Origin of the sequence: Citrobacter sp. CK202, assembly GCF_030333225.1 — a bacterium.
Taxonomy (GTDB): Bacteria; Pseudomonadota; Gammaproteobacteria; order Enterobacterales; family Enterobacteriaceae; genus Citrobacter_B; species Citrobacter_B koseri.
The window spans coordinates 95,801-108,759 of the sequence record NZ_JAOWGI010000029.1 but is presented as its reverse complement, the minus strand read 5'-3'; the positions used below and the strand labels follow the sequence as shown (position 1 = coordinate 108,759).

The window sequence follows — 12,959 nt, the reverse complement described above, 5'->3', positions numbered from 1 at the left end:
TGAACCGGCTCAAAGTAGGTGTATTAACGAACAACAACGCCCTCACCCGTGAAGGTGATGGCAATCAAAAAGATTACGGGCTGATGTGTACGTCAGCTATTGCTGGTCCGATTCTGCCAGGTCATCTTGGTCCTGGCCCAGGAGCGATAATTCCAACAATGCGTATCGGTGCTCAACAAAGTTATGAACGTTGTTAGCCACCGCCAGTTTGAACAATGCCGTAGCGTTGTCCAAATCCCCCAGACTTAGGTAATACTTACCTAAATAGAAGTTGGTTTCACTGAGATGCTCAGCGAGCGAGGTGTTATCCGTTGCGTCCGCCTTCAGGCGTTCCATCAGCGTTGCTTCGCTAATGTTGCCCAGGTAGAACTCGACAATGTTCCATCCCCATTGTTCTTTATCCGATTTCTCGAAGCGTTGCTTTAACGCTTCTTTCGCCTGCTTCTCATCGAGCTTCTGCTCAGCGAGATAAAGCCACAGGCTGCGGAAAGGATCATTGGGATCGTCTTGATAAAACGCCAGCAGATCATCTTGCGCTAACTTGTCGCGACCGCCGTAATACAATGCGATACCGCGATTTAAGTACGCGTAGTTGTAAGTTGGATCAAGCTCAAGTACAGAATCAAACGCTTCATAGGCAGCATCAAAATTGCCTGCCTGCGTTAAATAAATGCCTAAGTAATTGAATACTTCAGGCATATCCGGTCGGATTGCCAGCGCTTGTGAAAAATCATTTCGCGCTAATGCCCTCAGACCCAGACTATCATACAACACTCCGCGCTCATATAAAAGCTGTGCGCGTTCGTCATCGGTTAAAGCCCGACTGGCAAGAATTTGTTCCATGCGTGCCAGAATCACTTCCTGCTGCAAAGTCGGTTGCAATGGCACCGCGAGGACTTCACTCTTACGCCAGGCAGAGTTGCTGCATCCTGCCAGCGTGAGTGCTGTCGCAACGAAACACCAGCGCAAAAAAGGCTTCATTTCCCACTCCCGAAGACAACGATTGAATGAACGTCCTGTTCCCCGGTTGCTGACAAGGCGTCCTGCCGGGTCAAAGGCCCTCCGCCAAAGCGGAGGGCAAATGGCAACCTTACTCGCCCTGTTCTGCTGCCGGAGCTTCCGGCGCAGCAGCTGGTTGAGACTGCTCAGTTGCTTCTTTAATGCTCAGACGTACGCGGCCCTGGCGATCAACTTCCAGAACTTTAACCGGTACTTCCTGACCCATTTGCAGGTAATCGGTCACTTTCTCTACGCGCTTGTCAGCGATCTGAGAGATGTGTACCAGACCTTCTTTACCGCCGCCAATGGCAACAAACGCGCCAAAGTCAACGATGCGGGTCACTTTACCATTGTAGATACGGCCCACTTCGATTTCCGCAGTGATCTCTTCGATACGACGGATAGCATGTTTCGCTTTTTCGCCGTCGGTCGCCGCGATCTTCACCGTACCGTCATCTTCGATTTCGATGGTGGTGCCAGTTTCTTCGGTCAGAGCACGGATAACAGAACCGCCCTTACCGATAACGTCTTTGATCTTGTCCGGGTTGATCTTGATGGTGTGGATACGCGGAGCGAACTGAGAAATGTCGCCACGCGGCGCGTTGATCGCCTGTTCCATCACGCCCAGGATGTGCAGACGCGCACCTTTTGCCTGGTTCAGCGCAACCTGCATGATCTCTTTGGTGATACCTTCAATTTTGATATCCATCTGCAACGCAGAGATACCGTCGCGGGAACCCGCCACTTTGAAGTCCATATCGCCCAGGTGGTCTTCGTCGCCCAGGATGTCAGACAGAACAACAAAGTTGTCGCCTTCTTTCACCAGACCCATCGCGATACCCGCAACGGCCGCTTTAATCGGCACGCCTGCGTCCATCAGCGCCAGGGAAGCGCCACACACGGAAGCCATAGAGGAAGACCCGTTGGATTCGGTGATTTCAGACACCACGCGAACGGTGTACGGGAATTTGTCCATTTCCGGCATAACTGCCAGAACGCCGCGCTTCGCCAGACGACCGTGACCAATTTCACGACGCTTCGGAGAACCGACCATGCCGGTTTCGCCAACGGAGTACGGAGGGAAGTTGTAGTGGAACAGGAAGCTGTCAGTGCGTTCGCCCATCAGTTCATCAAGAACCTGTGCGTCACGAGCGGTACCCAGCGTCGCCGTGACCAGCGCCTGCGTTTCGCCACGAGTGAACAGCGCGGAACCGTGAGTACGCGGCAGCACGCCAGTACGCACGTCCAGACCACGGATCATGTCTTTTTCACGGCCATCAATACGCGGCTCGCCGGCCAGTACGCGGCTACGAACAACGTTTTTCTCGATCGCGTGCAGGATTTCGCCCAGTTCGTTTTCGTCCAGGGTTTCGTCTTCTGCAACCAGCGCAGCGATGGTTTCGGATTTGATCACGTCAACCTGAGCATAACGCTCCTGTTTGTCGGTGATACGGTAAGCGTCGCTCAGGCGAGCTTCGGCCAGTGCAGCAACGCGCGCGTTCAGCGCTTCGTTTACCGCTTCCGGCTGCCAGTCCCAACGCGGTTTGCCCGCTTCTTTCACCAGATCGTTGATGTTCTGAATCACAATCTGCTGCTGCTCGTGGCCGAATACCACGGCGCCCAGCATGGTGTCTTCGCTCAGCAGTTCTGCTTCGGATTCAACCATCAGAACAGCCGCTTCAGTACCGGCAACCACCAGGTCCAGCTTACTTTCTTTCAGTTCGTCCTGAGTCGGGTTCAGTACATACTGGTCATTGATATAACCAACACGCGCGGCGCCAATCGGGCCGTTGAACGGAATGCCGGACAGAGACAGCGCGGCGGAAGCACCGATCATCGCGACGATATCCGGGTTAACCTGCGGGTTAACGGAAACGACGGTTGCGATAACCTGAACTTCGTTAACGAAGCCTTCCGGGAACAGCGGACGAACCGGGCGGTCAATCAGACGCGCGATCAGGGTTTCGCCTTCGCTCGGACGGCCTTCACGACGGAAGAAGCTGCCCGGGATACGGCCAGCAGCGTAAGTACGCTCCTGATAGTTAACGGTCAGCGGGAAGAAATCCTGGCCCGGCTTCGCTTTTTTCTGACCAACAACGGTAACGAATACCGCAGTGTCATCCATGCTTACCATAACGGCGGCAGTTGCCTGACGCGCCATCATGCCAGTTTCCAGCGTAACGGTATGCTGACCGTACTGGAATTTACGAACGATCGGATTAAGCAAAATAATACCCTTTCTTAATTTTTGACGGCACACTCAGGCGCCATCGTTAATACCCGATCTTCTGCGCATCCTCGCGACTAATGACAACCCTAACCCATGCTCTTTGGGTGAAGCCTCTCATTAGCCGCGCGAACCTCTGCAACGGAAGATCATCCATAGCAACAATACATTAGTTTCCAGTGAATTGCTGCCGTCTGGTTGAAAAAAGGGGCCATGAAGGCCCCCTCTTTCTGAAACTCGCAAGAATTAGCGACGCAGACCCAGACGCTCGATCAGCGCGGTGTAACGTGCAACATCTTTACGTTTCAGGTAGTCGAGCAGTTTACGACGCTGAGAAACCATGCGCAGCAGACCACGACGGCTGTGGTGATCTTTTTTGTGCTCTGCAAAGTGGCCCTGCAGGTGGTTAATCTGTGCAGTCAGCAGAGCAACCTGAACTTCGGTAGAACCGCTGTCGTTAGTACCACGACCAAACTCAGAAACGATTTTAGCTTTAGCTTCAACGCTTAGAGACATGATGAACTCCAAAAATAATAAAGAATGAAAGGGTGCCAATCTCTAATTCAGCGACCCCATGTAAACGCCGCGCGAACTTGTTAAAAAATTTACGTGACGTTAAGCGGCGGTATTCTACTCGTAGCGTCCTGTTATCGCAAGACGGAGCAGCATTACGCCGGGTACTCAACCACTAACCGACGAGGCGCCACGCGGCCTTCATCGTCGATTTCGCCCATGCCAATAAATTTTTCGTCATCACCTTCCGTCACGCGAACCAGCCCTTCAAGCGGCACGCCTGTCGTCCGTACCGGGTTACCGTTTTTAAAGTAAACCGATGACGTTAAAGGAAGATTGACAACTGGATAGTCCGAAGCCGGACTGTCCATCGGCATCAGCAGCGGATCTAACAGTTGCGCAGCCGGAATATCCTGCCGTTCCGCCTGTTCAACAAGCTCACGTAGCTGTTCCAGCGTGACCATACGGTCAACCGGATATTTACTGACCGCCAGACGTCGCAGGAAGATCACATGCGCGCCACACCCAAGTTTCTCACCCAAATCATCGATAATGGTGCGAATGTAGGTGCCCTTCGAGCAGTGAACCTCCAGCTCCAGTTCATCCCCTTCGTGGCGAATAAACAGCAGTTCGTAAACGGTAATCGGGCGGGCTTCACGGGGAACTTCAATCCCCTGACGCGCATATTCGTAGAGCTTCTTGCCCTGATACTTCAGCGCCGAATACATCGATGGAATCTGCTCGATATCGCCACGGAACGTCTCCAGCGCGGCAGCTAACTGCTCTGCGCTGAAGGTCACCGGACGTTCCTGCACGATTTGACCATCGGCATCGGAGGTGTCGGTACGCTGTCCCAGGCGGGCAATCACGCGGTAACGTTTGTCAGAATCCAGCAGATACTGCGAAAACTTTGTCGCTTCCCCAAGGCAGATGGGCAACATGCCCGTCGCCAGCGGGTCCAGCGCGCCGGTATGTCCGGCACGGTTGGCGTTATAGATGCGTTTTACTTTCTGCAAGACGTCATTGCTGGACATGCCCTGCGGCTTATCCAGCAGCAGGACGCCGTGAATGTCGCGACCACGACGACGAGGACGACTCATTAGTCCTCCTTGCTGTCGTCCGGGTTCACACGACGTTCTTCGTCATGTTTCACCACGTTGGTCACCAGGTTAGACATACGCATCCCTTCAACCAGCGAGTTGTCGTAGAAGAAGGTCAGTTCCGGCACGATACGCAGACGCATCGCTTTCCCCAGCAGGGTACGGATAAAGCCAGACGCTTCCTGCAACGCTTTGATGCCCGCTTTTACCGCGTCTTCATCTTTGTCGTTCAGAAAGGTGACATACACTTTGGCATAGGCCAGATCGCGGGACATCTCCACACCGGAAACGGTGGTCATCATGCCAAGACGCGGATCTTTAATTTCGCGTTGCAGGATGATAGCGATCTCTTTTTGCATTTCCTGGGCTACGCGCTGCGGGCGACCAAATTCTTTCGCCATAATAAATTCTCCAGAATAAAGACAAAAAAGGGGCCAAAAGCCCCTTTTTAAATTTCATGCCGGGTGGCGCTTCGCTTACCCGGCCTACGCAAAACAATCTTCTAAGTATTTTGGGTTGCAACAAGGCGGCAAGGGTGTGAATCCCCGGGAGCATAGATAACTATGTGACCGGGGTGAACGCACGTAGCCAACGCAGTGGCGGCCCGAAAGACGACGAAGATTACGCGATAGTACGTTGGATCTCGATGATCTCGAACACTTCGATCATATCGCCAACGCGAACGTCGTTGTAGTTCTTAACGCCGATACCACATTCCATGCCGTTACGGACTTCGTTAACGTCATCTTTGAAGCGGCGCAGGGATTCCAGCTCGCCTTCGTAGATAACCACGTTGTCGCGCAGTACGCGGATCGGGTTGTGGCGTTTAATCGTACCTTCAGTAACCATACAGCCTGCGACAGCGCCAAATTTCGGTGATTTGAACACGTCACGGACTTCAGCCAGACCAATGATCTGCTGTTTCAGTTCTGGAGACAGCATGCCGCTCATTGCCGCTTTCACTTCGTCGATCAGGTTATAGATGACGGAGTAGTAGCGCAGATCCAAGCTTTCCGCTTCAATCACTTTACGCGCAGAGGCATCGGCACGCACGTTGAAGCCAACCAGGATCGCGTTGGATGCAGCAGCCAGGGTTGCGTCGGTTTCGGTGATACCACCTACGCCGGAACCGATGATCTTCACTTTCACTTCGTCGGTAGACAGTTTCAGTAAAGAGTCGGAGATCGCTTCCACAGAGCCCTGAACGTCCGCTTTCAATACGATGTTCACTTCATGAACTTCGCCTTCGGTCATGTTAGCGAACATGTTCTCAAGTTTAGATTTCTGCTGACGCGCCAGTTTAACTTCACGGAATTTACCCTGACGATACAGCGCAACTTCACGGGCTTTCTTCTCGTCACGAACCACGGTCACTTCATCACCGGCAGCCGGAACACCGGACAGACCCAGGATCTCAACCGGAATGGACGGACCCGCTTCCAGTACTTCCTGACCCAGTTCGTTACGCATTGCACGAACGCGGCCATATTCGAAGCCACACAGGACGATGTCGCCTTTGTTCAGCGTACCTTCACGAACCAGGACGGTTGCAACCGGACCACGACCTTTATCCAGGAAGGATTCGATTACCGCGCCGCTCGCCATGCCTTTACGAACTGCTTTCAATTCGAGGACTTCAGCCTGCAACAGGATTGCATCCAGCAGTTCGTCGATGCCGGTACCCGCTTTTGCAGATACGTGGACGAACTGGCTTTCGCCGCCCCACTCTTCCGGCAGGATGCCGTACTGGGACAGTTCGTTTTTAACACGATCCGGATCGGCTTCTGGCTTATCGATCTTGTTCACCGCAACCACAACCGGCACACCCGCCGCTTTCGCGTGCTGGATAGCTTCGATGGTCTGCGGCATCACGCCGTCGTCTGCCGCCACAACCAGAACAACGATATCCGTTGCCTGCGCACCACGAGCACGCATAGAGGTAAACGCGGCGTGACCCGGGGTATCCAGGAAGGTGATCATACCGTTGTCGGTTTCAACGTGGTAAGCACCGATGTGCTGGGTAATGCCGCCCGCTTCGCCAGAGGCAACTTTCGTTGAACGAATGTAGTCCAGCAGAGAGGTTTTACCGTGGTCAACGTGGCCCATGATGGTCACAACCGGAGCACGCGGTTCTGCCGCCGCACCTGTATCACGGTCGCTCATTACCGCTTCTTCCAGCTCGTTTTCACGACGCAGGATAACTTTGTGGCCCATCTCTTCAGCAACCAGCTGTGCGGTTTCCTGGTCGATGACCTGGTTGATGGTTGCCATCGCGCCCAGCTTCATCATCGCTTTGATGACCTGAGAGCCTTTTACCGCCATCTTGTTCGCCAGCTCGCCAACGGTGATGGTTTCACCAATCACAACGTCACGGTTAACAGCCTGAACCGGTTTCTGGAAGCTCTGTTGCAGAGCAGAACCTTTACGGTTTTTACCGCCTTTACCGCCGCGAACGGCCGCACGGGCTTCTTCACGATCGGCTTTCGATTCAGAGTGTTTGTTGCCTTTTTTCGCCGGACGCGCTGCTTTCGCATTGCGACTACGACCACGGCCGCCTTCAACTTCACGGTCGTTTTCGTCTTCGGCCTGGCGGGCGTGTTGAGACGTGGTAACGTGGTAATCGCTGGTGTCTTCAGTCGGCTCCGCGTTATCAGTCCATTTGTTCTCTTCCGCCATGCGGCGAGCTTCTTCTGCTACGCGACGCGCTTCTTCTTCAAGTTTGCGACGCGCTTCTTCTTCCGCTTTACGCTTCAGCTCTGCTGCTTCATTTTCACGGCGGGCTTTTTCGGCCTGGGCGGTTTTGGTCATATCGTCAGTCTGTTGATTGCTCACTTTGTCTTTTTCCGCAGCTTCACGTTTCGCTTTTTCAGCGGCGTCACGTTTAGCTTGTTCTGCGGCCTCACGGTCAGCTTTTTGTTGCGCCTCGCGTTTGGCTGTTTCTTCTGCCTCACGACGGGCTTGCTCTTCCGCTTCACGCTGCGCCTGCTCTTCCGCAGCGAGACGTTCTGTCTCTTGCGGATCGCGTTTCACAAAGGTGCGTTTCTTGCGGACTTCGATTTGTACCGATTTACTTTTTCCACCGGTACCTGGAATATTCAACGTGCTGCGCGTTTTACGTTGCAGCGTCAACTTATCCGGCCCTGAACCATTTTCACGATTCAGGTGAGCCAGTAAAGTCTGTTTTTCTTGTGCGGACACAGAGTCATCAGCAGACTTCGGGATACCGGCATCAGCGAATTGCTGTACCAGGCGATCCACGGAGGTCTGTATCTCTGCGGCCAGCGCTTTTACGGTTACATCTGTCATGCTGTTCCTTCCTGCTACAGTTTATTACGCTTCGTCGCCGAACCAGCAAATATTACGGGCAGCCATAATCAGCTCACCGGCTTTTTCGTCGGTCAACCCTTCGATATCAGCCAGATCATCAATGCCCTGCTCAGCGAGATCTTCCAGCGTACAAACACCACGGGCAGCCAGTTTGAATGCCAGGTCGCGACCCAATCCTTCCAGATTCAGCAGATCGTCAGACGGTTTGTTATCACCAAGGCTTTCTTCCTGGGCCAGTGCCAGAGTGGTCAGTGCGTTTTTGGCACGCTCGCGCAGCGCTTCAACGGTCGGTTCATCCAGCCCGTCGATTTCCAGCAGTTCTTTCATTGGCACGTAGGCCAGTTCTTCCAGCGTCGCGAAACCTTCTTCAACCAGTACGGTTGCGAACTCTTCATCAATATCGAGATATTTGGTGAAGGTATCGATAGCTGCATGTGCTTCAGCCTGATGCTTAGCCTGCAAGTCATCAACCGTCATCACGTTAAGTTCCCAGCCGCTCAGTTGCGCAGCCAGACGGACGTTCTGACCATTACGTCCGATCGCCTGAGCCAGGTTACCGGCTTCAACAGCGATATCCATGGTGTGTTTATCTTCATCCACCACGATAGAAGCGACGTCTGCTGGCGCCATCGCGTTAATCACGAACTGCGCCGGGTTATCATCCCACAGGACGATATCGATACGCTCGCCGCCCAGTTCAGTAGAAACGGCCTGAACGCGCGCACCACGCATACCCACACAGGCGCCGACCGGATCGATACGCTTGTCGTTGGTTTTCACCGCGATTTTCGCACGGGAACCCGGATCGCGGGCCGCCGCTTTAATCTCAATGACTTCTTCGCCGATTTCCGGTACTTCAATACGGAACAGCTCGATCAGCATTTCCGGTTTGGAACGCGTCACAAACAGTTGCGCACCGCGCGCTTCCGGGCGAACGGAGTACAGAACGCCACGAATACGGTCGCCAGGACGGAAGTTTTCGCGCGGCAGCATATCTTCACGCAGGATCACGGCTTCAGCATTGCTGCCCAAATCCAAAGAGATGTTGTCGCGGTTTACTTTCTTCACCACGCCGGTGATGATTTCGCCTTCGTGCTCGCGGAACTGATCGACCACCATCGCACGCTCGGCTTCACGAACTTTCTGTACGATAACCTGTTTTGCCGTCTGGGTGGTGATACGGTCAAAGGTGACAGATTCAATCTGATCTTCAACGTAGTCGCCCAGGTTCAGGCTTTCGTCTTCAAAACGCGCCGCTTCCAGCGTAATTTCTTTTGTCGGCAGCGTGACTTCTTCTACGATTAACCAACGACGGAAGGTATCGAAATCACCGCTTTTACGATCGATTTGTACGCGAACATCGATCTCTTGTTCGTATTTTTTCTTCGTTGCTGTAGCCAGCGCACTTTCCAGCGCTTCAAAAATCTTCTCGCGTGGCAGCGCTTTCTCATTGGAAACGGCTTCAACAACGGCCAAAATTTCTTTGTTCATCGCGGGCTTTTCACCTCAATCCAGACTATTAAAAGTGGGGAACCAGGTTCGCCTTCTGGATATTACTCAGCGCGAACACTTCATCTTTACCTTCGACTGTGACAGTGATCATTTCACCGTCAACCGCTTTGATAACGCCCTGCCATTTACGACGGTTTTGTACCGCCATACGAAGTACCAGCGTCACTTCTTCACCCAGGAAACGCGCGTAGTGCTCAGCCGTGAACATAGGACGGTCGAGACCTGGCGAGGAGACTTCCAGGTTGTATGCCACAGTGATGGGATCTTCGACATCCAGCACCGCACTCACCTGGTGACTCACATCAGCACAATCATCAACATTGATGCCATCTTCACTATCAATATAGATGCGCAGTGTGGATGTGCGACCGCGAATAAATTCGATGCCGACCAGTTCGTAACCTAAGGCTTCAACTGGCGCTGTAATCATCTCTGTTAATTTTTGCTCTAATGTGGACAAGCCCACCCCCAAGACATAAAAAAAGGGCCTAAAGCCCAGTTATTCTGTAGTCAGATAACAAAAAACCCCGATAAATCGGGGCTTTAGATAACTGAACCCTATAACCGCAACTGCGGTCTGGAGAACCTTCCGAAAGAATTTTTTTCAAATCCAGCTACGAAGGCCTAAGTCTTCACAGTATATTTGAAAAAGAACTCTAAGGGAAAGTGGTTGCGGGGGCCGGATTTGAACCGACGACCTTCGGGTTATGAGCCCGACGAGCTACCAGGCTGCTCCACCCCGCGCCTGAAACGTGGCAAATTTTACTCGCTTTGGGTAAAAGATGCAAATACTGCTGGGATTTGGTACCGAGGACGGGACGTAAAATCTGCGCGTATTATATTGATTCAATATGCGATATGTCAACCGCGTTAATAATATGCACATGAATGAATACTAACCCGGCCTCCGTTAAGAAACCGTACCAGTCAGGAAAGAAGCCACCCCATACCGTTTTTTAACGAAATTATCACTAAACTCTTCCTGTCATCCGTAAAAGATGATTAAATGAAAACTCACTTATTTTGCATAAAAATGCACCGAGAGCAGAAAGCCGATCTCTTCATCAGTCTATCAAGCAGGGTTTTATTTATGACGACGATTCTCAAGCATCTTCCGGTAGGTCAACGTATTGGTATCGCTTTTTCCGGCGGCCTGGACACCAGTGCTGCACTGCTGTGGATGCGACAAAAAGGCGCTGTCCCTTATGCATATACTGCGAATCTGGGTCAGCCGGATGAGGATGACTATGACGCCATTCCTCGTCGCGCAATGGAATACGGCGCAGAGAACGCTCGCCTGATTGATTGCCGTAAACAGCTGGTTGCCGAAGGGATCGCCGCGATCCAGTGCGGCGCTTTCCATAACACCACCGGCGGACTGACCTATTTCAACACCACGCCGCTGGGCCGCGCCGTTACCGGCACGATGCTGGTCGCCGCGATGAAGGAAGATGGTGTTAACATCTGGGGCGACGGCAGTACCTATAAAGGAAACGACATCGAGCGTTTCTACCGTTACGGCCTGTTGACCAACGCGGAGCTACAGATTTACAAACCGTGGCTGGATACCGACTTTATTGATGAGCTGGGCGGTCGTCATGAGATGTCCGAGTTTATGATTGCCTGCGGTTTCGACTACAAGATGTCCGTCGAAAAGGCCTATTCCACTGACTCCAACATGCTCGGCGCGACCCATGAAGCCAAAGATCTGGAATTCCTGAACTCCAGCGTCAAGATCGTCAATCCAATCATGGGCGTCAAGTTCTGGGATGAAAACGTGAAAATCCCGGCGGAAGAAGTTACCGTGCGCTTTGAACAGGGGCATCCTGTCGCGTTGAACGGTAAGACCTTCAGCGATGATGTTGAACTGATGCTGGAAGCCAACCGTATCGGCGGCCGTCACGGTCTGGGTATGAGCGATCAGATTGAGAACCGTATCATCGAAGCGAAGAGCCGGGGTATCTATGAAGCGCCGGGGATGGCGCTGCTGCATATTGCCTACGAGCGTCTGCTGACCGGCATCCACAACGAAGACACGATCGAGCAGTATCATGCGCATGGCCGTCAGTTAGGCCGACTGCTGTATCAGGGCCGCTGGTTTGACTCCCAGGCGCTGATGCTGCGTGACGGTCTGCAACGTTGGGTGGCCAGCCAGATTACCGGTGAAGTCACGCTGGAGCTGCGTCGTGGTAACGACTACTCGATCCTGAATACCGTCTCTGACAATCTGACCTACAAACCAGAGCGTCTGACGATGGAAAAAGGAGACTCCGTGTTCTCGCCGGATGACCGTATCGGTCAGTTGACGATGCGCAACCTGGATATCACCGATACGCGTGAAAAACTGTTTGGTTATGCGCAGTCAGGCCTGCTTTCCGCCTCTTCCGCTACGGGTTTGCCGCAGGTTGAGAATCTGGAAAACAAAGGCAAGTAAGTTAACGGACAACGATTAAAGGCCGCGTAAGCGGCCTTTTTTGGGCGGTGTAGGCCTGATAAACAAAGTGCCATCAGGCACATTACGTAACATGTCGGATGGCGGCGTAAACGCCTTATCCAACCGACAAAAACAAAGTCTATAACCCCCGCGAGATACAGACGAAAAACAAGACGCTTTTCAGCGTCTTTCTTTCGGAATATTGGTACCGAGGACGGGACTTGAACCCGTAAGCCCTATTGGGCACTACCACCTCAAGGTAGCGTGTCTACCAATTCCACCACCTCGGCACGGAAATCTTAGTGTGGGATATCGCTGCTCGGCTGTGCCGGTGCAACTGGCTGAGTCTGCTCGGTTTTTGCCGGAGCGCTCAGATTTTCCCACTCACTTCCTTTATTGGTCTTGTTGCTGTTGATATTGCCCAGCGCCAGACTGATGATGAAGAACAGCGTTGCCAGCACAGCCGTCATACGGGTCATGAAGTTACCAGAACCACTTGAACCAAACAGCGTAGCGGAAGCGCCTGCTCCAAAGGAGGCTCCCATATCAGCGCCTTTACCTTGCTGTAGCATGATCAAGCCTACCAGGCCAATTGCCACAATAAGGAAAACTACCAAAAGAGCTTCGTACATAATCAACCTGTTCCTTGCGGAGTTGCCGCATACCAATGCTTCAACCAATAAAGCGGGATAATTTACTGTTTCCCACTGAAGCGGGTGTGAATACTAACCAAAGCGAATGACCTTCGCAAGGGCAATTTTAGTGCATTGTATCAACTGCGGAAAAAAACAGCAAAAAGGTCTTTTTCCTGCAACAAAAAGGCGGCAAACGCCGCCTTTTTAGTCAC

10 protein-coding genes and 2 tRNA genes are annotated in these 12,959 nt (G+C 52.7%); 1 reads left to right on the top strand and 11 read right to left on the bottom strand.

The window, feature by feature from the left end; genetic code table 11:
• Window positions 1–96: 96 nt before the first annotated feature.
• The 9 genes from nlpI to OGX84_RS20230 form a co-directional block, all read right to left on the bottom strand.
• Window positions 97–981: a lipoprotein NlpI gene (nlpI, locus tag OGX84_RS20270; protein ID WP_012135296.1), complete on the bottom strand. Its 885-nt coding sequence runs from the start codon at window positions 979–981 to the stop codon at window positions 97–99.
• Window positions 982–1,090: 109 nt separating this feature from the next.
• A complete protein-coding gene (gene pnp / locus OGX84_RS20265) occupies window positions 1,091–3,226 on the bottom strand; it encodes a polyribonucleotide nucleotidyltransferase (protein WP_047461008.1) in 2,136 nt (711 codons plus the stop codon).
• Between the two features lie 246 nt (window positions 3,227–3,472).
• The gene (rpsO, locus tag OGX84_RS20260; protein WP_003861789.1) at window positions 3,473–3,742 is read right to left on the bottom strand and encodes a 30S ribosomal protein S15; all 270 of its coding nucleotides are present in this window, start codon (window positions 3,740–3,742) and stop codon (window positions 3,473–3,475) included.
• Window positions 3,743–3,894: 152 nt separating this feature from the next.
• The gene (gene truB / locus OGX84_RS20255; protein WP_012135299.1) at window positions 3,895–4,839 is read right to left on the bottom strand and encodes a tRNA pseudouridine(55) synthase TruB; all 945 of its coding nucleotides are present in this window, start codon (window positions 4,837–4,839) and stop codon (window positions 3,895–3,897) included.
• Complete coding sequence (rbfA, locus tag OGX84_RS20250; protein WP_001040203.1) at window positions 4,839–5,240, bottom strand: 30S ribosome-binding factor RbfA; 402 nt, start codon at window positions 5,238–5,240, stop codon at window positions 4,839–4,841. Before rbfA ends, truB begins: the two co-directional genes overlap by 1 nt.
• Window positions 5,241–5,460: 220 nt before the next feature.
• Entirely contained in the window at window positions 5,461–8,145 is a 2,685-nt protein-coding gene (gene infB / locus OGX84_RS20245) for a translation initiation factor IF-2 (protein ID WP_012135301.1), read from the bottom strand.
• A 24-nt stretch (window positions 8,146–8,169) separates the two neighbouring features.
• Window positions 8,170–9,657: a transcription termination factor NusA gene (nusA, locus tag OGX84_RS20240; RefSeq protein ID WP_012135303.1), complete on the bottom strand. Its 1,488-nt coding sequence runs from the start codon at window positions 9,655–9,657 to the stop codon at window positions 8,170–8,172.
• A gap of 28 nt (window positions 9,658–9,685) precedes the next feature.
• Window positions 9,686–10,138, bottom strand: a complete 453-nt coding sequence (gene rimP / locus OGX84_RS20235; RefSeq protein ID WP_012135304.1) for a ribosome maturation factor RimP — start codon at window positions 10,136–10,138, stop codon at window positions 9,686–9,688.
• 207 nt (window positions 10,139–10,345) lie between these two features.
• Window positions 10,346–10,422, bottom strand: a tRNA-Met gene (locus tag OGX84_RS20230).
• Between the two features lie 346 nt (window positions 10,423–10,768).
• On the opposite strand from OGX84_RS20230, the gene argG reads away from it, so the two are divergent.
• On the top strand, window positions 10,769–12,112 hold the full coding sequence (gene argG / locus OGX84_RS20225) for an argininosuccinate synthase (RefSeq protein WP_012135306.1): 1,344 nt from the start codon (window positions 10,769–10,771) through the stop codon (window positions 12,110–12,112).
• A gap of 203 nt (window positions 12,113–12,315) precedes the next feature.
• Here argG and OGX84_RS20220 read toward each other — a convergent pair.
• Window positions 12,316–12,402: transfer RNA gene (locus OGX84_RS20220), tRNA-Leu, on the bottom strand.
• Window positions 12,403–12,411: 9 nt separating this feature from the next.
• On the bottom strand, window positions 12,412–12,744 hold the full coding sequence (secG, locus tag OGX84_RS20215) for a preprotein translocase subunit SecG (protein WP_012135307.1): 333 nt from the start codon (window positions 12,742–12,744) through the stop codon (window positions 12,412–12,414).
• Window positions 12,745–12,959 lie beyond the last annotated feature (215 nt).